The organism is Pseudomonas brenneri (genome assembly GCF_007858285.1).
Classification (GTDB): Bacteria; Pseudomonadota; Gammaproteobacteria; order Pseudomonadales; family Pseudomonadaceae; genus Aquipseudomonas; species Aquipseudomonas brenneri.
In genome coordinates, this window is record NZ_VFIL01000004.1 from 23952 (window position 1) to 46587 (window position 22636).

Below are 22636 nucleotides of genomic sequence, written 5' to 3' on the forward strand. Positions count from 1 at the left end.
TTCTTGGATTATTCGAAATGCACTTCAGCTTGCTGCGCCAGGCCGTCGGCGTTACCGGCCCATAGCTGGGCAACACCGGCCGCCATCACCCGCCCGCCCACTTCAAACGGCTGCGGCGCAATCAACGGGCGCACGCCGCGATAGGCGAACCGGCGCAAGGTCGCTTCGGGATGCGCTCGGCAAAAGGCACGCAGGCTCAAGGTGGCAATCAGCGGCCCATGCACCACCAGCCCCGAATAGCCTTCGGTGCCGGTCACGTAGGGGTAGTCGTAGTGAATGCGGTGGCCGTTGAAGGTCACGGCGCTGTAGCGAAACAGCAGAGTCGACGTGGGTTCGATCACCTCAAGCCACTCGCCCCGGACCAGGGCATCACCGCTGCCCGACTTGGGCGGCGTGGGCTCGCGGTAGACGATGTCCTGCTCTTCGCGGATCGCCAGGCGGCCGTCCTGGGAATAGTCGTGGCGCACGGTGACGAACAACAACGAGCCACTGCGACCGGTCTTTTCCTCGACCTGGGTGATGGTCGACACGCGGGTTGCCGCCTCACCGGCACGCAGGGCATGCAGGAACTCGATACGCCCGCCGGCCCACATGCGGTTGCGGTTATCGGCCGGCGGCAGGAACCCGCCCCGGGCCGGATGGCCGTCGGCACCCAGGGCGGTTTCCGGCAACGGGTCCTGGAAGAAGCACCACTGCCATAGCGGTGGTAAATCCGCTCCGTCGTCCGGCACCGCCTCGCCGAAGGTGGCGGCAATACGCTTGAGTAGGTTACAGCTCAAATGGTCGCGGGTGGTTTCGCTTCGGCCGATCCAATCAGTGGCGCTCATCGGGTGCAGGTCCTCGGGCAGTGGGTGTCTGCCCCGGATCATGCAAGCGCCTGGCCGTTCTGAGAATTTGCATTTCAATAAACCAGCGTTCGGTTATGCTGAACGCCGCCGTCCTTACCCGGGAGCCTTGCATGCACTTCGACCTGGCCGACCTGCGCCTGTTTATCCATATCGCCGAATCCCCCAGCCTGACCCAGGGCGCCAAACGCGCGTTTCTCTCGCCGGCGGCTGCCAGTGCCCGGATCAAGGCCCTGGAGGGCCAACTGGATACGCGCCTGCTGTACCGTGACAGTCGCGGCGTGGAAATCACCCCGGCCGGCGAGCGACTGCTGCATCACGCACGGCTGATCATGCGCCAGGTCGATTACCTGAAAAGCGAATTCACCCAATATGGCGCCGACTCCGCCGGGCATATCCGCATCTTCGCCAACACCACGGCGGTCACCGAGTTTCTCCCGGAAATCCTCGCTGGCTTCCTCTCCCAGCGCCCGGGTGTAACGGTCGACCTGCAAGAGCGCCTGTCCCGCGACATCGTGCGCGGCGTGCTCGACGGCACCAGTGACATGGGCATCATCGCCGGCCCCGTGCAGGCACCGGGCTTGCAGGTATTGCATTTCAGCACCGACCACCTGGTACTGACGGTGCCGGTGGGCCATCCCTTGGCCAACCAGCCGGCAGTCACCCTGGAGCAAACCCTGGCCTATCAACATATCGGCCTGCACGAAGGCAGCACCTTGCTCAGTTTCTTGCGTGAACACGTCGAACGCCTGGGCAAGCAGCTGTCACTGCGTATCCAGATGTCGAGCTTCGAGGCCATCTGCCGGATGGTCGAAGCCGGGGTCGGCATCGGCATCATCCCCGAGTCCGCTGCCGTGCGGCACAGCCGGACCATGCAACTGGTGACCGTCAAGCTCGATGAAAGCTGGGCGGTGCGCGAACGCAGCATTCTGGTACGCGAACTGGATGCCCTGCCGGGGGCGATCAAGGCACTGATTGCCACTTTGCGAGCAGAGCCAACAGGCTGAAACCCGCGCTTAACAGTCTTTGACAGTTTCCCGACAAAGCTGTCAAAGACCGCTGGACACCCACTGCCTAGCATTTGAGCCTTCGATAGAACGATGAAGGCCACCATGCGTACAAAAACGATCTACCTGTCTGCCACGTCACTGTGGCTGGTTACCTGGGCCCAACTGTCCACCGCGGCTGACTGGGAGTACAGCCTTCAGGCCGGCGTAGCCAGCATGCCACGCTATAGCGGCAGCGATGAGCGGACGACCTTGCCAGTGCTGGGCGGGCAAATCGTCAGCCCGTGGGGGATTTTCCTCGACACCCATACGGGGCTGGGTTGGGGCTATGAGGATGACAACGCCAGCTTCAGCGCCTACGTCGGGGCCAGTGCGTCGCGCAAGGACAAGAAGAAAAGCGGCCACCTCGGCTCCGATCGACTCAAGGGCATGGGCGATATCAAGTCGCGGCCGCAGATCGGCGTCAGCGCCAGCTACACCTTGGGCTCGGCGATCCTGGGCGCGACCCTGGAACATGCCTTGGAGGAAGACGACAAGAAAGACAGCGGCAAGGCGTTCACCTCGTTAGAACTGAGCATCGGCACCAACCTGTATGACGGTGACTACGGCACCGTGGACGCCAGCCTCAACAGCCGTTTTGGCGATAGCAACTATGTGCAGACCTGGTATGGCGTGACCCCAGGCCAGGCCCAGCGCAGCCGCTTTCGCGCGTATGACGCCAAGGGCGGGATGGTCAGCCGCGGCTTGAATGTGAGCTGGACCCTGCCCATCAGCGACCAGACCACCTTCTCCACCCAGCTGGATATGCAGTATTTGTCCGGCGATGCGGGTAAAAGCCCGATTGTCGAGCGCAGGATGCAGACGTCGGTGATGGGCGTGCTGAACTACACCTTCTGATTGGATAACCCAATCAAAAATGTGGGAGCGGGCTTACTCGCGAAGCAGGCACCGCGGTGTATCAGTTACACCGCGGTGATGCTATCGCGAGCAAGCCCGCTCCCACATTTTTTGGATCTTCACAGGATCAGTCGGCATAAGCCCAGGTCATGCGGAACGACGCCCCGCCCCACTGCGAATCCAGGACCTGTACCTGCCCGCCGTGCCACTGGCTCACCCTCTGCACCAATGCCAACCCCAGGCCGAAACCACCGGTGCGACGGTCACGGCTGGCGTCCAGGCGCATAAAGGGCTGGAAGATTTTCTCCCGACCGTCCTCGGGAACGCCGGGGCCATCGTCGCAGACGCGGACCTCATACCCACCGCCAAACCTGACCAGCGACACCTCCACCCGATGCTCGGCGTATCGAATGGCGTTGCGCAGCAGGTTGATCACCGCGCGCGCCATAAATCGCGGCTCGATCTGGATGAAATCGACTTCACAGGTGCGCAGTGACAACTGCACGCCTTCGGCCTCCGCTTCCAGGGCCACGCTGCCGATCACACTGTCGAGCCAGCTGTGGGCTTCGATATTCTCCCGGGTGACCTGCGTTGCACCACGCTCCAGGCTGGCGTAGGTCAACAGTTCGGAAACCATCTCCTCCAGCTCGCCGAGGTCGGCGTACATGTCGCCAATCAGCGCGTGACTCTGGCGCGGATCCGCTTCCTGCTTGAGCTGATCGAGCTCGAACGACAGGCGCGCAATCGGTGTGCGCAACTCATGGGACACCGCATTGGTCAGTTCGCGCTGGTTGGCGATCAGGTGCTCGATGCGCTCGGCCATCTGGTTGAAGTGCCCGGCCAACTCACGCACGGTGGAGCGGCGCGGCAACAGGATGCGCGAGCCCAGGTCATTGTCACCAAAGCGCTGGGCCGCCAGGCGGATGTGCTCCAGGTCACGCCAGTGCGGCCGCACCCAGAAATACAGGACGATGGCCAGACACAAGCCCAATAAGCTGTAGGCCCACAGGTACAGCCAGCGCGGTTCCACCGGCAGCTTGACCTCAAGCAACTGCACGCCGCCGTCGATTTCAGTAATGAATTCCATGAAATCGCCGCGCACCACCAACTTGCCGTCTGCCAGTAATTGTTGTTCGCGGGGGTTGAGCCCGGCGGCGTCGCGGTCAATAAACCCCAGGCGCAAGCCATAGTGCTTTTGCAGCTCGGCCAGGCGCGCCACGCGGGCCTCGCCAGCCGGCAATGGACGCAACTGCTCCACCAGGCCGTAGGCCGGACCGCGCAAGGCTTCACGGTTGTAGGTTTCGTTGGCTTCGGGCAGCAATTCGTCGAAGGTGTAGTTCACCAGCCAGATCGCCCCTGCCAACCCCAGGGCCAGGATGATGTAAAGACGCAGGAACAGGCGCAGCATCTGGCTAGACCTCCCAGGCAAACGGATTGAACAGGTAGCCCTTGCCCCAGATGGTCTTGATGCACACGGGCTCGCGGGGGTTGTCGTTGAGTTTGCTGCGCAGCTTGCTGATATACACATCGACACTGCGGTTGAGCCCATCGAAGGCGATCCCGCGCATGCGATTGAGGATATCGTCACGCGAGAGGATCTTCCCCGCGCTGCTGGCCAGCAACCACAACAACTCGAACTCCATGGTGGTCAGGTCGATCTTCTCGTCACCCAGGCTCACCCCCCGGCAGCTGCGATCAATCGCCAACTGGCCGAACGCCAGCGAACCACGCACGGTCGGCTCGGGCGCCTGGCGCCGTTGCAGGGCCCGCAGGCGCGCCAGCAACACCGGGGGCTTGATGGGTTTGATGACATAGTCATCGGCGCCGGACTCCAGGCCGAGGATGTGGTCCAGGTCATCTTCCTTGGCGGTGAGGATCACGATGGGCGTGTCGGACACATTACGAATTTCGCGACACACATGCAGGCCGCTCTGGCCTGGCAGCATCAGGTCAAGGACGACGATCTTGGGCTTGAATGCGAGAAAGGCCGCCAAGGCCTGATCCCCGCGATACACGGTCGACACCTCGAAACCGTGCTGGGACAGGAAGTGCGCAATCAGGCCTGCGAGCTTCTGATCATCCTCAACGAGCAATACCCTGCCAAGACCCAAGTTTTCCATAAGCTTCCACTGTACGAGCACTGATTGAAGTGCGCGCATTATAGGGGCCAACACCGGTCGACACGCGCACCCAACCCCTTTGCCGAGGGGCTTTGGCGCAAACTTCATGTTTTTAAGAGTTTTTAACAAATAGCCCGCAGTCTTTTACGGGGGTTTAGCCTCAGGCTGGCACGCCGCTGTGGAAACGGAACTCGACGTCCGGCGATTCGATCAACGCCTGCTCGGCGGCACGCACCCGTTCGATCACTTGGGCAACGTCCTTGGCCTCACCATACTGATAGGCCAGCTTCAGGTAACCCTGGAAATGCCGCGCCTCGCTTTTCAGCAGGCCGAAATAAAACTTGCCGAGCTCTTCGTCCAGATGTGGCACCAGTGCTTCGAAACGCTCGCAACTACGGGCTTCGATAAAGGCGCCCACCACCAGGGTATCCACCAATTTGACCGGTTCGTGGCTGCGTACCACCTTGCGCAAGCCCGAGGCATACCGGCTGGCATGCAGCTGGCGCAGCTCGATCTTGCGCTTTTTCATCAGGCGCATGACCTGCTCATGGTGCACCAGCTCTTCGCGGGCCAGGCGCGACATCATGTTGATCAGGTCGACATGGGAGTGGTACTTGGCAATCAGGCTCAAGGCGGTGCTGGCGGCCTTGAACTCGCAGTTCTTGTGGTCGATCAGCATCGTTTCCTGGTCGGCCAGTGCCGCCTGGACCCAGGCGTCGGGGGTGCGGCAACCGAGGAAGTCGTGGATTTCTGGCAGGTTCATCGGGCTCACGGGCAAAGGATCACAAAAGGCCGCCGATTATACCGACCCCGCCGCAGACCACCAGTCACGGGCCTTGATGTGCATCAACATGACGTACGGCGGGCAACAACTATAGTTGTTCCAAGCCTTGCCCTTCCCACCCCTGGAGATCCCGCTCATGAACGAAATTGGCAAAATCCTGGTGATCATCGAGCCCGAACATTCAGAAAGCCTGGCCCTCAAGCGCGCCAAGCTGATTGCCGGGGTGACCGACGCCCACCTGCATTTGCTGGTGTGCGACAGAAAACATGAGCATTCGGCATTGCTGAGCTTGCTCAAGGAACAACTGCTAGCAGACGGCTACAGCGTCAGCACCGAACAGGCCTGGAGCAACAACCGACACGAAACCATCATCGACGTTCAACAGGCCGAAGGGTGCGCATTGGTGATCAAGCAGCACTACCCCGACAGCCCGTTGAAAAAGGCCCTGCTGACGCCGGATGACTGGAAACTCTTGCGTTTGTGCCCAGCGGCAGTGCTGTTGGTCAAGACCGCGACCCCATGGACCGACGGTGTGATCCTGGCGGCCATCGACGTGGGCAACCTCGATAACGAGCATAAAACCCTGCATGCCGCCATTGTCGATCATGGTTTTGACATCGCCAGCCTGGCCAAGGGTCAGTTGCATGTGATCAGCGCCCATCCGTCGCCCATGTTGTCGGCCGCGGATCCGGTGTTCCAGCTCAAGGAAACCATCGAAGCCCGCTATCGCGAGCAGTGCAAGGCATTCCAGGCCGAATTCGACATTGATGACAGCCGCCTGCATATCGAAGAAGGCCCGGCCGATGTGCTGATTCCCCATGCTGCCCATAAATTGCGCGCGGCGGTCACGATCATTGGCACCGTGGCGCGCACCGGGATTTCCGGGGCATTGATTGGCAATACGGCGGAAGTGGTGCTGGATGCGCTGGAGAGTGATGTGCTGGTACTCAAGCCCCAGAGCATCATCGATCACCTGGAAGAACTGGCCAGCCAGGAATAACAAAGATCAAAAATGTGGGAGCGGGCTTGCTCCCACATTTTGATCGGTGTCTTCAGCCAGAAAGTGCATCCTTGAGGAACCCAGGCGCGATGTAACGCTGGTAATGCGCCTCGGACAGGATAAAAAACTCCCGATCAATGGCATCGCGCAGTTCCGGCAGGTTCCAGTCGCGAAACTCCGGCATCAGCACCATCCCATAGGCTTCCAGATTGTTGATCACCCGCGCACCCCGGGCGATCAACTGGTAGGCCCAGCAGTATTCGGACTGGTGCGGCACAAAGCGGATTTTGCGCTGTTCCAGCTGCCAACGCAGCTGTTTGGGATCGAAAACCTCCAGTTTGCCCGCCATGACCTGCACCAGCAGTTGCTCAAGCCGCAGCCATACGGCACGTTTTTCTTCCTCGCCATAGCCGTTCCACTGGATCACTTCGTGGTGGAAACGCTTGCAGCCCCGGCATACAAGATCGCCGTAAACCGTGGAGCACAGGCCGATGCAGGGGGTCTTGATGGTTTGGTTGGACATGGGTGGCAACGCACGAATCAGAAACAGTGGCCCATGTTAGCCCTTTGTCTAAGGTTCATCACCCTGCAAACTTGCTGTGGCAACTTACCTTTAGAAATTTTTTGCCGTAGAATCATCCGGCCTTGTAAGGCGCCAAATAATCCGTTGGAAGCTGTTTTCAAAGCGTCACGAGCACAGTCGTTCCTTCAGAACGGTGTTGGCGCTGGTTATTTACCCTTTAAATAACCAGCGCCAACCCTCATCAGCTCCGTTCTGCAGGCGTAAAACTTTGAAAGCAGCTTCTGTGAGAAATGCCGGCAGCGCTGGTTCTACGGCCCAAAAAGCCCCCGAGCGCATGCGTGCCGTGCATGTCTGGATGAGCGTCCCGTGGGACCACTGATGAGGGTAATAACTGTGCTTGAAGCCTACCGCAAACATATCGAAGAGCGTGCAGCCCTGGGTATCGTTCCCCAGCCGCTAAACGCCGAACAAACCGCAGGCCTGGTCGAGCTGCTAAAAAATCCCCCGGCTGGCGAAGAAGAGTTCCTCGTTGACCTGATCACCAACCGCATTCCACCAGGCGTTGACGAAGCTGCCTACGTCAAGGCCGGTTTCCTGTCTGCCCTGGCCAAGGGCGAAGTCTCTTCTCCCCTGATCGACAAAAAACGCGCTGTTGAACTGCTCGGCACCATGCAAGGCGGCTACAACATCGTGACCCTGGTCGAGCTGTTGGACGACGCCGAACTGGCCGCCGTTGCAGCTGCCCAGCTCAAGCACACCCTGCTGATGTTCGATGCTTTCCACGACGTCGCGGAAAAAGCCAAGAATGGCAACCAGCACGCCAAGGAAGTGATCCAGTCCTGGGCCGACGGCGAGTGGTTCAAGAACCGCCCGACCCTGGCCGACAAGATCAGCCTGCGCGTGTTCAAGGTCACCGGCGAAACCAACACCGACGACCTGTCCCCTGCTCCCGATGCCTGGTCCCGTCCTGACATCCCGCTGCACGCCCTGGCCATGCTGAAAATGGCCCGTGAAGGCATCGTGCCGGACGAGCAAGGCAAGACCGGCCCGATGAAGCAGATCGAAGAAATGCGCGGCCAGGGCTTCCCGATCGCCTACGTCGGTGACGTGGTCGGTACCGGTTCGTCCCGTAAGTCGGCGACCAACTCGGTACTGTGGTTCTTCGGCGACGACGTTCCTTACGTGCCGAACAAGCGCGCTGGCGGCTTCTGCTTCGGCAGCAAGATCGCTCCAATCTTCTACAACACCATGGAAGATGCTGGCGCACTGCCAATCGAATTCGACGTCACCAACATGCACATGGGCGACGTGATCGACCTGTACCCGCATGCTGGCAAAGTCTGCAAGCACGGCACCGATGAAGTCCTGACCACCTTCGAAATGAAGACCCCGGTCCTGTTGGACGAAGTCCGTGCCGGCGGTCGTATCCCGCTGATCATCGGCCGTGGCCTGACCGAGAAGGCGCGCACCGAACTGGGCCTGGGCCCTACCGACCTGTTCAAGCTGCCTGAAGCACCTGTCGACACTGGCAAGGGTTTCACCCTGGCGCAGAAAATGGTCGGCAAGGCCTGCGGCCTGCCAGAAGGCAAAGGCGTTCGCCCAGGTACCTACTGCGAACCGAAGATGACCACCGTCGGCTCCCAGGACACCACAGGTCCCATGACCCGTGACGAACTGAAAGACCTGGCGTGCCTGGGCTTCTCGACCGATCTGGTGATGCAGTCCTTCTGCCACACCGCGGCTTACCCTAAGCCGATCGACGTGACCACCCACCACACCCTGCCTGACTTCATCATGACCCGTGGCGGTGTATCGCTGCGTCCAGGCGACGGCATCATCCACAGCTGGCTGAACCGCATGCTGCTGCCGGACACCGTGGGTACCGGTGGTGACTCCCACACCCGTTTCCCGATGGGCATCTCGTTCCCGGCCGGTTCTGGCCTGGTCGCGTTCGCCGCAGCCACTGGCGTGATGCCACTGGACATGCCGGAATCGATTCTGGTGCGCTTCAAAGGCAAAATGAAACCTGGCATCACCCTGCGTGACCTGGTTCATGCCATTCCTTACTACGCGATCCAGTCCGGCCTGCTGACCGTTGAGAAGAAAGGCAAGAAAAACGCCTTCTCCGGCCGCATCCTGGAAATCGAAGGCCTGAACGACCTGACGCTGGAACAGGCTTTCGAACTGTCCGACGCCTCGGCCGAACGTTCGGCTGCCGGTTGCACCATCAAGCTGTCGAAAGACTCCGTGACCGAGTACCTGAACTCCAACATCACCCTGCTGCGCTGGATGATCGGTGAAGGCTACGGCGATGCGCGTACCCTGGAACGTCGTGCCCAAGCGATGGAAGCCTGGGTTGCCAACCCAGAACTGATGGAAGCCGATGCCGACGCCGAATACGCCGAAGTCATCGAGATCGACCTGGCACACATCAACGAGCCAATCCTCTGCGCACCAAACGACCCGGACGATGCCCGTCTGCTGTCCAGCGTGGCTGGCGAGAAGATCGACGAAGTGTTCATCGGTTCGTGCATGACCAACATCGGTCACTTCCGCGCTGCCGGCAAGTTGCTGGAACAGGTCAAGGGTCAGCTGCCAACCCGTCTGTGGCTGTCGCCGCCGACCAAGATGGACGCTCACCAACTGACCGAAGAAGGCTACTACGGCATCTACGGCAAGGCTGGCGCGCGCATGGAAATGCCGGGCTGCTCGCTGTGCATGGGTAACCAGGCACGTGTTGAGCCGAATTCGACCGTAGTGTCGACGTCGACCCGTAACTTCCCGAACCGTCTGGGTGATGGCGCCAACGTCTACCTGGCCTCGGCCGAGCTGGCGGCAGTCGCCTCCACGCTGGGTCGCCTGCCGACCGTCGAAGAGTACATGGGCTACGCGGCCAAACTGGACACCATGGCCAGTGACGTCTACCGCTACCTGAACTTCGACCAGATCGCAGAGTTCCGCAAAATCGCTGCAAGCGCCAACATTCCGGTGGTTCAAGCCTAAGGTCTGTTGATGTAAAAACGCCGCGTATCGCAAGGTACGCGGCGTTTTTTTATGCCTGGAGAAATTTGGGGCCTGTTGTGGCCTCATCGCGGGCAAGCCCGATCCCACAGGGGATCTCGGCGAGGTAGGGAGTTTTGGACACACCACAAAACAAATGTGGGAGCTGGCTTGCCTGCGATAGCGGTGGGTCAGTCGACATCTTAATTGACTGACCCACCGCTATCGCGAGCAATCCCGCTTAGCGCTGTACAGCCTTGAGGCTTAGGCCAACAGGGAGTACACCACCGCGGTGATCGCCACCAAGCCTACCGCCGTGACAAAGATATTGGACGCCTGCCCACGGTACTTGGCCATGGCTGGCACCTTGCGAATCGCATACATCGGCATCAGGAACAGGATCGAAGCGATGATCGGCCCACCCAGTGCCTCGATCATTCCCAGGATGCTCGGGTTCAGCGTGGCGACGATCCAGCACACCACCAGCATGAAGCCTGCGGTCATGCGGTCCAGGGCCTTGGCACCCGGGCGGCGGCCACTCTTGACGATCAGGCCCTTGAGGCCTTCACTGGCGCCGATGTAGTGGCCCAGGAACGACTTGGCAATTGCGACGAACGCAATCAATGGCGCAGCAAAGGCGATGGTCGGGTTATCGAAGTGGTTGGCCAGGTAAGACAGGATCGACAGGTTCTGCGCCTTGGCCTCGGCCAGTTGGCCTGGCGACAACGTCAGTACGCAGCTGAATACGAAGAACATCACCATCGCCACCATCAACAGGTGGGCACGGGACAGAATCTGCGAGCTACGCTCCTCGGCGTGGGCGCCGTACTGGCGTTTCTGGTCAACGGCGAAGGCCGAGATGATCGGCGAGTGGTTGAACGAGAACACCATCACCGGAATCGCCAGCCACAGCGTATGCAGCAGCGCCGACGGCGCCGGCACGGTGCTGGCAGTGCTCAGGATCCCGCCATTCCAGTGCGGGACCAGATACACCGCCAGGAACAGCAAGGCGACAATAAACGGATACACCATCAGGCTCATGGCCTTGACGATCACCTGTTCGCCGCAACGCACCACGGCCAGCAGGCCAAGGATCAGCACAAACGACAGCAGCGCCCGAGGTGGCGGTTCAATGTGCAATTGGTGCGACATGAAGCTGCCCACCGTATTGGTCAGCGCCACACTGTAGATCAGCAGAATCGGGAAAATCGCGAAGAAGTACAGCAAGGTGATCAATGCACCGGCCTTGATGCCGAAGTGCTCCTCAACCACCTCGGTGATGTCCGAGCCCGCACGGCCCGACAAGACAAAACGCGTCAGGCCACGGTGTGCGTAGTAGGTCATCGGGAACGCCAGCAGCGCCAGGATCAGCAACGGCCAGAAGCCGCCCAGGCCAGCATTGATGGGCAGAAACAAAGTACCGGCGCCAATCGCCGTGCCGAACAGGCCAAGCATCCAGGTTGTGTCCTGGCGGCTCCAGCCCGTGAGGGTTACAGGTGTCGTTGCGTAGCGTTCATCGACGCTATTGGCCTGATCATTCATCCGCTCGGATCTCCGCTTTCATACGATCGCGACGAGTCAGAAAAACCTGACAGGCAGCGCCACGACCGTAACAGGGGCGCGATTGTCCGGGATTCGCCTGAATAAGCAAAGACTTAGCTGAGGAATGGTTGTGCGGAGCAGATAAATCCGATTGACGACAATATGTGTGAGTCAGGAACGCTTTTTACGATGCAGCCCACTCAGTTGAAGCTCTACCCCTGACTGGAGACTCATTATGACAACCTCATTATCGAGCATAGACAACGCCGGCCACATCATCGATAGCGTGTCATCCCACATTGCAGACCTAATGGCTGCGCAAGGCAAACCCAAACAACAACAGACTAATACCTTCACGTTCGGCGGTGTGGAATACACCGCCCCGCCCAAGCCTCGCAATACCTTGATACCCACGCCTCGAATTGGCTAAACCTCGCCACACCCTGTGGGCACCGAATCTATTACGCAATAGATTCGTTGCCCTATCGCTACGGGTGCAGGCGCTCACGCCGCCATCACATAAAATATCGCATACTCTCTCTTCCATCCGCCCCCTCAGGAAGAGCCGCCCCATGCCCGCAACCGTTCTGGTCCTGGTTGAAACCATCAATGATTACCTGCCGATCATCGAGAGCAACGGCTTTCACGTGATCCTCGCCCCCACACCTGCTGAGCGCAGCCAGGCAATCAAGACCCATGGCGGACAGATCCAGGCCGTATTGACCCGTGGTCCGCTGGGCTTGTATGCCGAGGAAATCGCTGCCCTGCCCTTGTTGGAGATCATCTGTGTGATCGGTGCCGGCTATGAGCATGTCGACCTGCAAGCCGCCAGCAATCGGGGAATAGTGGTGACCAACGGCGCGGGCGTGAATGCGCCGTCGGTGGCAGACCACGCCATGGCACTGCTGCTGTCGATGGTGCGAGACATTCCCCGGGCAGACGCTGCCGTAAGGCGCAGCGAATGGCCCAAGGTCATGCGCCCGTCCCTGGCCGGCAAGCACCTGGGCATCCTGGGCCTTGGCGCGGTGGGCCTGGCGATCGCCAAGCGCGCAGCCCTGGGGTTTGACATGCAGATCAGCTATCACAGCCGCCAGCCCCGTAGCGATGTGGACTACACCTACTGCGCCACGCCGGTTGAACTGGCCCGTACCGCGGACTTCCTGGTCATCGCCACCCCCGGCGGCCCCGGCACCCGCCACCTGATCGACCGCCAAGCCCTGGACGCCCTTGGCCCCCATGGCTTTTTGGTGAACATCGCCCGTGGCAGCGTGATTGCCACCGCCGACCTGATCAGCGCCCTCGAACAACGGCGCATTGGCGGTGCGGCGCTGGATGTGTTCGACGATGAGCCCAGCGTACCCGACGCCCTCAAGCGCCTCTGCAACACCGTCCTCACCCCGCACGTAGCCGGTCTGTCGCCGGAAGCGGCCCATGACACCGTGCAACGGGTGGCGGACAACCTGCTGGAGTACTTCGCCGGGCGCCCGGTCCTCACGCCGGTGGCCTTGCCTACGCCCGAAAAGTGACCGATCAGGCACGCTGATTATCATCCAACACGCTAACCTATTAAGCCGTGCCAGCCTTGTGGCGGGTCGGCTGTGCGCATTAGATTAGCCAATAGTCCAAGGCCTCAAGAATAAGCAGAAGGGATAAGCATGGCGCTCAATGACCAATCCACCCAGATCCGCCCCGGCGAAGAACTGGATGCCAGCCTCATCGACCCGTACCTCAAGGCCCATATCCCTGGCTTGAGTGGTAGCGCCAAAATCAGCCAGTTTCCTGGCGGCGCCTCCAACCTGACCTACCTGCTGGAGTACCCCGACCAGGAATTCGTCCTGCGGCGCCCGCCCTTTGGCCACAAGGCCAAGTCCGCCCATGACATGGGCCGCGAGTTTCGCATCCTCAATCAACTCAAGGATGGTTTCCCCTACTGCCCCAAGGCCTACGTGCACTGCACCGACGAATCGGTGATCGGTGCCGAGTTCTATGTGATGGAGCGGGTCAAGGGCATCATCCTGCGCTCGGACCTGCCGCCGGAGCTGGGCCTGGACGCGGCGCGCACCGAGGCCTTGTGCAAGAGCTTTATCGACAAGTTCGTCGAACTGCACCAGGTCGACTACAACGCCTGCGGCCTGGCAGACCTGGGCAAGCCCGAGGGTTACGTGCAGCGCCAGATCCGTGGCTGGAGCGAGCGCTATGAAAAAGCCCTGACCCCCGACGCGCCGAAATGGGAGGCCGTGCGTGCCTGGCTCAATGACAAGATGCCGGCCGATCATCCGACCTCCAGCATCGTGCACAACGACTATCGCTTCGACAATGTAATCCTAGACCCGCACAACCCGATGCAAATCATCGGTGTGCTGGATTGGGAACTGACCACCCTGGGCGATCCCCTGATGGACCTGGGCAACAGCCTCGCCTACTGGATCGAAGCCGCAGACCCTGCGCCCGTGCAACTGATGCGCCGCCAACCGAGCAACGCTCCCGGCATGCTCACCCGCCGCCAGTTTGTCGATTATTACGCCGAGCGCTCAGGCATCCAGATCGACAATTTCGACTTCTACTACACCTACGGCCTGTTCCGCCTGGCCGGCATCGTGCAGCAGATCTACTACCGCTTCTTCCATGGCCAGACCCAGGACAAACGTTTTGCGCAGTTCATTCACATGAACAAATTACTGGAGCAGATGAGCCTGAATGTCATCGGCAAATCCGCCCTCTGATAGCCCTCACAAGGAACCACCATGTCCAAGACCAACCTGTTTGACCTCGACGGCAAGATCGCTTTTGTCTCCGGCGCCAGCCGTGGCATCGGTGAAGCCATTGCCAAACTGCTGGCCCAGCAAGGCGCTCATGTGATTGTCTCAAGCCGCAAGATCGATGGCTGCCAGCACGTGGCCGACGCCATCGTCGCCGCCGGCGGCAAGGCCACGGCCATTGCCTGCCATATCGGCGAGATGGAGCAGATCACCGAGGTCTTCGCCGGCATCCGCCAGCAGTTCGGGCGCCTGGACATCCTGGTCAATAACGCCGCCACCAATCCGCAGTTCTGCAACGTGCTGGACACCGACTTGGGCGCGTTCCAGAAAACCGTTGACGTGAACATCCGTGGCTACTTCTTCATGTCGGTGGAAGCCGGCAAGCTGATGCGTGAAAACGGCGGCGGCAGCATCATCAACGTGGCCTCGATCAACGGTATTTCCCCAGGGCACTTCCAGGGCATCTACTCGGTGACCAAGGCCGCCGTGATCAACATGACCAAGGTCTTCGCCAAGGAGTGCGCGCCATTCGGCATCCGTTGCAACGCCCTGCTGCCGGGCCTGACCGACACCAAGTTCGCCTCGGCGCTGGTCAAGAACGAATCGATCCTCAACATGGCCCTGGCGCAGATCCCGCTCAAGCGTGTGGCCGATCCGAGCGAGATGGCCGGCGCCGTGTTGTACCTGGCCAGCGATGCATCGACCTACACCACCGGCGTATCGCTGAATGTGGACGGTGGTTTCCTCTCCTGACCCACATTTTTGATTAGGGGTTTGGCGGTTGCTTGCGAAAGCTCACCGCCAAGCGATTCCAGCCGCTGATGGCAGACACCGCCATGGTCAGGTCCACCAGCTCCTGCTCACTGAGCACCTCGCGCATCGACGCATACAGTTCATCCGGCACATTGGAGCTGGGCAGCAAGGCAATCGACTCACTCCAGGCCAGCGCGGCCTTTTCCCGCAGTGTAAAAAACGGTGAATCCTGCCACACGCACAGGGCAAACAACCTGCGCTCACTTTCCCCATGTTGACGCGCAGCCGTCGAGTGCATGTCCGTGCAAAACCCACAGCGATTGAGCTGTGACACACGGATCTTGATCAGTTCCAGCAACGGCTTTTCGATGGACAGATCAAAGATCGACGCCTCCAGCATCAGCATGCCCTTGAGCGCTTGAGGCGAGGCGGTGTAGTAATTGAGGCGTTCCATTGGGCAATCTCGGGTGGCGAATGCGGTGACCATCCAGCCTAACGGCACCCTGCCACAAGCCCAATAGCCAATCTGCAGGTTTAGCGGGAGGCCATCTTGACGATACCGGCACGCAGCACTTGCGAGTAACCTTGGCAGGATCGACCGCTTCGGGATCAAACATGGAACTGCACGTTGTCATCAACGGCCGCAAGGATCTGGCCGAACAGCTTTACCAACAATTGCGCGAGGCCATTGAGTCGGGGCGCCTGGCAGCCGGCGCGCAATTGCCCCCCAGCCGCTTGCTGGCCGAGCAACTGGGGGTGTCGCGCAAGACCGTGTCCGACACCTACACCACGCTGACCTACGAAGGTTTGCTGATCGGCAAGACCGGGCGCGGGACCTTCGTCAACGCCCACGCGTTGCGTGCCAAACAGCTGCAAAGTGCCACGGACCTGGCCTGTGCCGCCAACCTCGCCAAGTGGCAGACACTGCCCTCCCCCATGCGCCATCCAACCCGCGATAGCACCCTGCGCTACGAATTCATCGGCGGGGCCACCACCCGCAGCCTGTTCCCCCAGGACGAGTGGCGACGCTGCACCCAGGACGCATTGCGCCGCGCCGCCCAGAACAGTGGCTTCTACAGCCAGCCCGAAGGCCTGCCCGCCTTGCGCAGTGCGATTGCCGGGCACGTTGCCTTTTCCCGAGGTGTGAACTGCCGGGACGACGACATTGTGGTGTGCAACGGCGCCCAACAGGCGCTGGACCTGATCGCCCGCGTGGTGCTGGAGCCGGGAACTATCGTCGCCATGGAAGACCCCGGCTACACCCCGGCGCGCCTACTGTTCGAAGCCATGGGCGCATCGGTTGCCTGCGTGCCGGTGGACGAACAAGGAATTGAAGTGGCGTTGATTCCCGACGGCACGCGGCTGATCTACGTCACGCCATCGCACCAGTTCCCCCTCGGCATGCCAATGAGCCTGCCACGGCGTGAAGCCCTTCTGGCGCGAGCCCTGGAGCTGGGTGCCATTGTGATCGAGGACGACTATGACAGTGACTTTCGCTACGAAGGCCGCCCCACCCACTCCCTGCAAAGCATGGACCAGTGGGGCATGGTCGCCTATGTCGGGACCTTCTCCAAAAGCCTGCTGCCGGAACTGCGCCTGGGCTATGCCGTACTGCCGCCGGTGATCCACGGCGCCGTCCTCAAGGCCAAGCAACTGACAGACCAGCACACCTCGACACTGGCGCAATGGGCACTGGCCAAGTTCATCAACGAAGGCTATTTACTCAAGCACATCCGGCGCTGTCACACCGTGTACGCTTCTCGCCGCGAGCGCATCCTCAGCCGCCTGGCCGGCGACTTGTCACCCTGGTTCGACGTCGTGCCCAGCGTGGCAGGCTTCCATTTGGCGGCGCTGTGCAAGGTACCCGTCAACATTGCGCTGCTGATCGAGCTGGCGCGCCAGGTCGAAGTCGGGCTGTATCCGCTGGATGTATTTTTTCATCAGACACCGGTGCGCAGTGGCCTGATCATTGGTTTTGGCGCCATCGAGACCCTGGATATCGACCCTTCGCTGGACAAGGTCCGCACGATCTTGCAGCAGATTGGCTGAGGGTTTTTCCGGCCGATTGGCTATAGGTACGCCACGCTGCCGGGCGTAGGGTTAAGGGGTCTGGAATTACTGGAAACCTCACCATGAAAACCCTGCTCGGCACCACCCTTCTATTGGCTTCGTTAAACGTCTTCGCCCACGAACCGGTCTACAACCAGGAATCGATCAAGGTGCTGCAAGAGCACGCCCTGAGCAACGTGCCAGGCAAGAAAACCATCATGCTGACCGTGGACTATGCGCCGGGCCAGGCCACCGTCCCTCACAGCCACACCGGCACCGCCGTGGCCTACGTGCTCGAAGGTGAAATCACCTCGCGGGTCAACGATGAGAAAGCCATTACCTACAAGGTCGGGCAGTCGTTCTACGAACCGGCCGGCTCGCGCCACTTCGAATCCAGCAATGCCAGCCAGACCCAGCCGGCCAAGTTGCTGGTGGTGATGGTTCTGGATGATAAGGCTGAGGTACTGACGCCCCTGCCAGCGCAGAACTAAAGTTCAGGGCGCCTGAACTGGCGCCGCAGATCTTCGATCGGCTGCCGGCAGGCGCAGCCCTCCAAGTGGTCATTGACCATGCCCATCGCCTGCATGAACGCATACATCGTCGTCGGTCCCACGAATGTCCAGCCACGCTTTTTCAAGGCCTTGGACAAACGCACCGACGCCGGCGACGTCGGATTGCCCGTCCAATAAGCCAGGTCCACCAACGCCGGACGCTCCTCGGTGCCCGGCTCGAACGCCCATAGCCAGGCGGCCAGCGACCCGCTTTCATCCACCAGCTCACAGGCCCTGCGCGCGTTATTGATGGTCGAGACAATTTTCGCCCGATTGCGCACGATGCCAGGATCAGCCATCAAGCGCTCAACATCCCGCTCGGTGTACAGCGCCACGCGACGAAAATCAAAGCCCTCGAACGCCCGGCGAAAGTGCTCGCGCTTACGCAGGATGGTGATCCACGCCATACCGGCCTGGAAGCCTTCCAGGCAGATCTTCTCGTACAACGCAATGTCATCGGCAACCGGCACGCCCCACTCGTGATCGTGATAATCAGGGTATTGGGCGGCGGCCGTGCGCCATGTACAACGGGTCAGTCCCGTTTCATCCGTCGTCAGTCCGGGCTTATCCATTTATCACCTCAACGGCCAAGCGAGAGATGATAAGCGAAAAAAATTCCAGGCGACCAACCGCTCAAGCATCACGCTTACCGAGCAACTGGTCAGACCGGAGACTCTAAACACCCCACTCCCCCCTTGTAGTTTGCAAAAAACCCAGCGTAGACTGGCCACGCACTGGACTTACCGGTCAGACCACAACAATTAAGCCCTGGACCCACCAGGGCACCGAATAGAGATCCTTCCCATGCTCAGATGGTGCTCGCGTTCGATTTTCCTGCAAGTCGTCATAGGCCTGATGCTCGGCATCGCTTGCGGCTTGGCCCTTCCCGAATTTTCCGCACAACTCAAACCCCTGGGTGACGGCTTTATCAAGCTGATCAAGATGCTGATTGGCCTGATCGTCTTCTGCGTGGTGGTCAGCGGTATTTCCGGTGCCGGCGACCTGAAAAAGGTCGGGCGCATTGGCCTCAAGTCGGTGATCTACTTTGAGGTGCTGACCACCATCGCGCTGGTGCTGGGCTTGATCCTGGCCTTCAGCACCGGGATCGGCAGTGGCGCCAACATCCACCTGGAACAGCTGTCTTCAGCAGGTCTCAATGAACTGGCGGATCGCGGCCAGCACATCAAGGGCACCAGCCAGTTCCTGATGGACCTGATCCCCAACTCGGTGATCGGCGCCTTTGCTGACAACAACGTATTGCAGGTGCTGTTGTTCTCGGTGCTATTTGGCAGCGCCCTGAACCTGGTGGGTGAAGCGGCCTCGGGCATTTCACGTCTGATCAACGAGTTGAGCCATGTGATCTTCCGCATCATGGGCATGATCGTGCGCCTGGCGCCGATTGGTGTATTCGGCGCCATCGCCTTTACCACCAGCACTTACGGCCTGGACTCGCTGCAACACCTGGGCAGCCTGGTGGGTTTGTTCTACCTGACGTGCATGGCGTTCGTCGCCATAATCCTCGGCGCCGTGATGCGCTTCTCGGGCCTGCGCATGCTGCCACTGCTCAAGTACCTGCGCGAAGAACTGCTGATCGTGATGGGCACCGCCTCCTCCGACGCGGTGCTGCCACAGATCATGCGTAAACTGGAGCATTTGGGCATTGGCAGCTCCACGGTCGGCCTGGTGATCCCAACCGGTTACTCGTTCAACCTCGACGGTTTCTCGATCTACCTGACCCTGGCCATTGTGTTTATTGCCAACGCCACCGGTACACCGCTGTCGATGACCGACCTGCTGACAATCTTGCTGGTATCGCTGATCACCTCCAAGGGCGCCCACGGCATCCCGGGCTCGGCCCTGGTGATTCTGGCCGCGACCCTGACCGCCATTCCCGCGATCCCGGTGGTAGGCCTGGTGCTGGTGCTGGCGGTGGACTGGTTCATGGGGATTGGCCGGGCGCTGACCAACCTGATCGGCAACTGCGTGGCCACCGTGGCTATTGCACGCTGGGAAAAAGACATTGATATCCAACGGGCCAACAAGGTGCTCGATGGGCAACAAGGGTATGCGTTCCAGGCCAAGAAGCCGGTGTTGCCGGCCCATCAGGAGTTCTGAACCTTCCCCATACACTGTAGGAGCGAGCTTGCTCGCGAAAAACTTCAAGGCACCGCGCGCCCCCAGTCTGCCCGCGTTATCGTTGACGACCTTCGCGAGCAAGCTCGCACCTACAGTTGAAGGGTTATTTAAATTCAAGGAGCCCACGACGTGATCAGCACCTCAACCGTCGTCAATTCAGTCGTAGAAAAACTGCGCGCCGCCCTGGCCCGAGGCCAATGGCGGCGTGGCGAAATGCTGCCCGGCCAGCGCGAACTGGCCGAACAAATGGGCATCAGCCGCCCCAGCCTGCGTGAAGCAGTGATCGTGCTGGAAACCCTCGGCCTGGTACGTTCGATGCCCGGCAAAGGCGTGGTTGTGCTGGAAACCAGCGTCAACGACCCCCAGTCCCATGACGCTGTGGCCGACGCCAGCCTCGCCGACATCCTGCAACTGCGCTACACCCTGGAGCCGTTTATCGTCGGCTTGGTGGCCCAGTCCATCACCAGCAAGGAAATCGGCCAACTGCGCCTGACCCTGATGGACATGCGCGAAGCCCTCGACGCCAACGACAGCGAGGCGGGAATGAACGCCTACATCGCGTTCCACGAAGAACTGTTCGCCCTGACCTCCAACCCGATCTTCCAGAATGTGGTGCAGCAGACCAGCAACGCCCTCAAGCAAAGCGCCCAGGTGCTGCGCAACTCCCCCGAGCACCTGGCCGAACGCCTGCAGGAAAACGATGCGGTCGTGCGCGCCATCCGCAATAAAAACAGTGCCCTGGCCAGTGCCGAAATGCGCCGCCATATCCTCAACGAAGGCCAGCGCATGGGCGTTGCCCTGAACATTCCTGACGATCATCTCGGCAACTGACTCCGGAGACTGGCCATGAACGCTCACGCCCTGCTACGCAACATCGCTGTCACCGCCCCGCCCAGCATGTGCCTGGTGGCCGGTAAAAAGCGCTCGGCGCAGGACATCTACCCACAACTGTTCGATGCCATTCTGGAGCAACGCATCGTGCCGACCAGTCGCTTTACCGAAGAAAGCCTGGCACACAGTTTTGGCGTCAGCCGCAGCGCAATTCGTCGAGTCCTGGCACGCCTGGCCGATCAGCAAGTAATCATCCTTCGCCCCAATTTGCGCGCCCAAGTGGCGGCACCGGATACCCACCACATGCAGCAAGTCCTGCAAGCACGGCGGTTAATGGAGGTGACGGTGGTCCACCTGGCTTGCGCCCAGGCAAAACCCGCTCAGATATCCCAATTGCGCGAGCTGATCGCACAGCAGGACGAATGCACCGAGCGGCGCCAGTATGGGTCGGCGATTCGACTGTCGGGGGAGTTTCACCTGCATCTGGCAACAATTGCAGGAAATCGACCGTTGGCACATTTCCTCAATAGCCTGGTGCCGCTGACATCGTTGTTCGTTGCCCGACACGACGCACAGGCCTACAGCGATAGTGCAGGCCAGGCACAGATGGCCATTGTTGAAGCACTAGGGAGCGCTGATGCGACAATCGCCGCTGCACGGATGACCCAACACCTGGAACATCTCCAGCACCGTTTGGGCCAGCCCGATCGAGGCTAATCGACCGCAGACCCTTGCAGTAACTATCTAGCCACTCCTACCAGCAAATTCTCCATAGCCTGTATCTCGCACAACTTGAGTGCTTTATTACAGGTATCGAATATGTCTATTGATTCACCCGCGCTGTCGTCGCTGTTCACTCTGCTCACACAGCTGAACACCCAGGCCGAAACAACTCCAGCAGTCCTGGGCCTTTCCTTGGGCCAATTGAATGAGGCGGCCAAAAAAACCGGACTTGCACTGTTCAAACTGGAGAACTATGAAAAAGCCAGGTACCACCTGACCATTGCCGCCGCCGCTGGAGACGCAGAGTCGCAATACGCCATGGCGACCTGTGAAACACGCCTGGACGGAGGATTTCGCTCTGCGAGTGAGAACACCAAAAAATGGCTGAGACTGGCTGCAGCCCAGGATCACATTCCGGCACTGATGCGACTGGGCGACCGCGACTCGCTGGCAAAGGCCAAGGACTTGGCAACAAGTGCTGCAGCCGACGGCAGTGCTCGCGCCATGCTGTACCTGTATACACTGACCCAGGATGCCGAGTGGCTGGTCAAGGCCACAGCAACGGGCAACCCCGAAGCTCAGTACACACTTGCCGAGGCTTACCGCGAACGACCAGAGCTGATTACCAACACGGTAGAACGTGCAGCACTGATTGCAGAGCTGCATCAAAAGTCTGCCGACAGTGGATATCCAGAAGCGGTCTACACCCGGGCTTTTACGTCGGATAAAACGGTCAGTGTCGAGGAAAAACAAACACGGATTACTCAACTGGCACTGATGGGGCAGTTGGACGGAATCCTGGAATATGGCTATGCACTGGCCGGTCTGTCGCAGGACAGGACCAGGGCACCACACACTTATGGGCTTGAGAGAAACCTGCCCAAGGCCTATGCAATGCTGCAGTTCGTACTGATGAAAACAGACGGTGCACTGCTTCTACAGACCGTCGAGCAAGACGCCTGGGCACTGCGGCACCAGTTGTCCCCACAAGACAGCCACACGGCACAGACCATTCTCAACGAGCTCCAGGACACCCTGCCGGTCGTGTTCAAAACCCTCAACCCCATGGTCATTCTGGGCAGAGCCTACTGACGCCCAGCCTTTGCGCAAACCATG

Annotated in this window: 21 protein-coding genes and 1 pseudogene; 13 read left to right on the forward strand and 9 right to left on the reverse strand. The window is 60.2% G+C overall.

Annotated features, from left to right (window positions below):
- Positions 1-8: 8 nt before the first annotated feature.
- Entirely contained in the window at positions 9-827 is an 819-nt protein-coding gene (locus FJD34_RS09560; RefSeq protein WP_090290898.1) for an HTD2 family dehydratase, read from the reverse strand.
- A gap of 131 nt (positions 828-958) precedes the next feature.
- Between FJD34_RS09560 and FJD34_RS09565 the strand changes: the two genes are divergently transcribed.
- A complete protein-coding gene (locus FJD34_RS09565) occupies positions 959-1852 on the forward strand; it encodes a LysR family transcriptional regulator (RefSeq protein ID WP_032860868.1) in 894 nt (297 codons plus the stop codon).
- Positions 1853-1945: 93 nt separating this feature from the next.
- Positions 1946-2749 (forward strand): MipA/OmpV family protein, encoded by an 804-nt coding sequence (locus tag FJD34_RS09570; protein ID WP_167360819.1) that lies wholly within the window; start codon positions 1946-1948, stop codon positions 2747-2749.
- 127 nt (positions 2750-2876) lie between these two features.
- Here the strand turns inward: FJD34_RS09570 and FJD34_RS09575 are convergent, their stop codons facing one another.
- From FJD34_RS09575 to FJD34_RS09585, 3 genes are all read right to left on the reverse strand, one after another.
- Positions 2877-4157: an ATP-binding protein gene (locus tag FJD34_RS09575; RefSeq protein WP_090290897.1), complete on the reverse strand. Its 1281-nt coding sequence runs from the start codon at positions 4155-4157 to the stop codon at positions 2877-2879.
- Between the two features lie 4 nt (positions 4158-4161).
- Positions 4162-4869: a response regulator gene (locus FJD34_RS09580; protein ID WP_032860870.1), complete on the reverse strand. Its 708-nt coding sequence runs from the start codon at positions 4867-4869 to the stop codon at positions 4162-4164.
- Between the two features lie 160 nt (positions 4870-5029).
- Entirely contained in the window at positions 5030-5632 is a 603-nt protein-coding gene (locus tag FJD34_RS09585; RefSeq protein ID WP_032860871.1) for a MiaE family protein, read from the reverse strand.
- Positions 5633-5789: 157 nt separating this feature from the next.
- Between FJD34_RS09585 and FJD34_RS09590 the strand changes: the two genes are divergently transcribed.
- Positions 5790-6653 (forward strand): universal stress protein, encoded by an 864-nt coding sequence (locus FJD34_RS09590; RefSeq protein ID WP_032860872.1) that lies wholly within the window; start codon positions 5790-5792, stop codon positions 6651-6653.
- A gap of 52 nt (positions 6654-6705) precedes the next feature.
- On the opposite strand, the gene FJD34_RS09595 is transcribed toward FJD34_RS09590, so the two are convergent.
- A complete protein-coding gene (locus FJD34_RS09595) occupies positions 6706-7176 on the reverse strand; it encodes a DUF1289 domain-containing protein (RefSeq protein WP_029294834.1) in 471 nt (156 codons plus the stop codon).
- A 393-nt stretch (positions 7177-7569) separates the two neighbouring features.
- On the opposite strand from FJD34_RS09595, the gene acnB reads away from it, so the two are divergent.
- Positions 7570-10179: a bifunctional aconitate hydratase 2/2-methylisocitrate dehydratase gene (acnB, locus tag FJD34_RS09600; RefSeq protein ID WP_090290896.1), complete on the forward strand. Its 2610-nt coding sequence runs from the start codon at positions 7570-7572 to the stop codon at positions 10177-10179.
- A gap of 261 nt (positions 10180-10440) precedes the next feature.
- On the opposite strand, the gene FJD34_RS09605 is transcribed toward acnB, so the two are convergent.
- Positions 10441-11718, reverse strand: a complete 1278-nt coding sequence (locus FJD34_RS09605) for an HAAAP family serine/threonine permease (RefSeq protein ID WP_032860874.1) — start codon at positions 11716-11718, stop codon at positions 10441-10443.
- A gap of 572 nt (positions 11719-12290) precedes the next feature.
- On the opposite strand from FJD34_RS09605, the gene FJD34_RS09610 reads away from it, so the two are divergent.
- The 3 genes from FJD34_RS09610 (at position 12291) to FJD34_RS09620 (ending at position 15230) form a co-directional block, all read left to right on the forward strand.
- Positions 12291-13244, forward strand: a complete 954-nt coding sequence (locus tag FJD34_RS09610) for a 2-hydroxyacid dehydrogenase (protein ID WP_065943642.1) — start codon at positions 12291-12293, stop codon at positions 13242-13244.
- A gap of 129 nt (positions 13245-13373) precedes the next feature.
- Positions 13374-14441 carry a phosphotransferase family protein gene (locus tag FJD34_RS09615; protein WP_032860878.1) on the forward strand — a complete coding sequence of 356 codons (1068 nt, stop codon included), beginning with the start codon at positions 13374-13376 and terminating at the stop codon, positions 14439-14441.
- A 21-nt stretch (positions 14442-14462) separates the two neighbouring features.
- The gene (locus FJD34_RS09620; RefSeq protein ID WP_032860879.1) at positions 14463-15230 is read left to right on the forward strand and encodes an SDR family oxidoreductase; all 768 of its coding nucleotides are present in this window, start codon (positions 14463-14465) and stop codon (positions 15228-15230) included.
- A gap of 13 nt (positions 15231-15243) precedes the next feature.
- Here FJD34_RS09620 and FJD34_RS09625 read toward each other — a convergent pair whose 3' ends face one another.
- Positions 15244-15684 (reverse strand): carboxymuconolactone decarboxylase family protein, encoded by a 441-nt coding sequence (locus FJD34_RS09625; RefSeq protein WP_032860881.1) that lies wholly within the window; start codon positions 15682-15684, stop codon positions 15244-15246.
- 161 nt (positions 15685-15845) lie between these two features.
- Here FJD34_RS09625 and pdxR point away from each other — a divergent pair, with 161 nt between their 5' ends.
- Positions 15846-17279, forward strand: coding sequence for a MocR-like pyridoxine biosynthesis transcription factor PdxR (gene pdxR, locus FJD34_RS09630; RefSeq protein ID WP_090290894.1), 1434 nt, complete (start codon positions 15846-15848; stop codon positions 17277-17279).
- A gap of 83 nt (positions 17280-17362) precedes the next feature.
- Positions 17363-17770, forward strand: coding sequence for a cupin domain-containing protein (locus FJD34_RS09635; RefSeq protein ID WP_032860883.1), 408 nt, complete (start codon positions 17363-17365; stop codon positions 17768-17770).
- Here FJD34_RS09635 and FJD34_RS09640 read toward each other — a convergent pair.
- Positions 17767-18402: a DNA-3-methyladenine glycosylase I gene (locus FJD34_RS09640; RefSeq protein WP_032860884.1), complete on the reverse strand. Its 636-nt coding sequence runs from the start codon at positions 18400-18402 to the stop codon at positions 17767-17769. The two genes, FJD34_RS09635 and FJD34_RS09640, sit on opposite strands and share 4 nt — an antisense overlap.
- A 232-nt stretch (positions 18403-18634) precedes the next feature.
- Here FJD34_RS09640 and FJD34_RS09645 point away from each other — a divergent pair, with 232 nt between their 5' ends.
- Positions 18635-19945: a C4-dicarboxylate transporter DctA gene (locus tag FJD34_RS09645; RefSeq protein WP_090290893.1), complete on the forward strand. Its 1311-nt coding sequence runs from the start codon at positions 18635-18637 to the stop codon at positions 19943-19945.
- Between the two features lie 9 nt (positions 19946-19954).
- On the opposite strand, the pseudogene FJD34_RS28265 reads toward FJD34_RS09645, so the two are convergent.
- Positions 19955-20047, reverse strand: a pseudogene (locus tag FJD34_RS28265) (outer membrane lipoprotein carrier protein LolA); the annotation flags it as partial.
- A gap of 48 nt (positions 20048-20095) precedes the next feature.
- Here FJD34_RS28265 and FJD34_RS09655 point away from each other — a divergent pair.
- The 3 genes from FJD34_RS09655 (at position 20096) to FJD34_RS09665 (ending at position 22612) form a co-directional block, all read left to right on the forward strand.
- Positions 20096-20797: a FadR/GntR family transcriptional regulator gene (locus tag FJD34_RS09655; RefSeq protein WP_032860887.1), complete on the forward strand. Its 702-nt coding sequence runs from the start codon at positions 20096-20098 to the stop codon at positions 20795-20797.
- Positions 20798-20812: 15 nt separating this feature from the next.
- Positions 20813-21514, forward strand: a complete 702-nt coding sequence (locus FJD34_RS09660) for a GntR family transcriptional regulator (RefSeq protein WP_032860888.1) — start codon at positions 20813-20815, stop codon at positions 21512-21514.
- 102 nt (positions 21515-21616) lie between these two features.
- Entirely contained in the window at positions 21617-22612 is a 996-nt protein-coding gene (locus FJD34_RS09665; protein WP_065943636.1) for a tetratricopeptide repeat protein, read from the forward strand.
- The last annotated feature ends 24 nt before the right edge of the window (positions 22613-22636 follow it).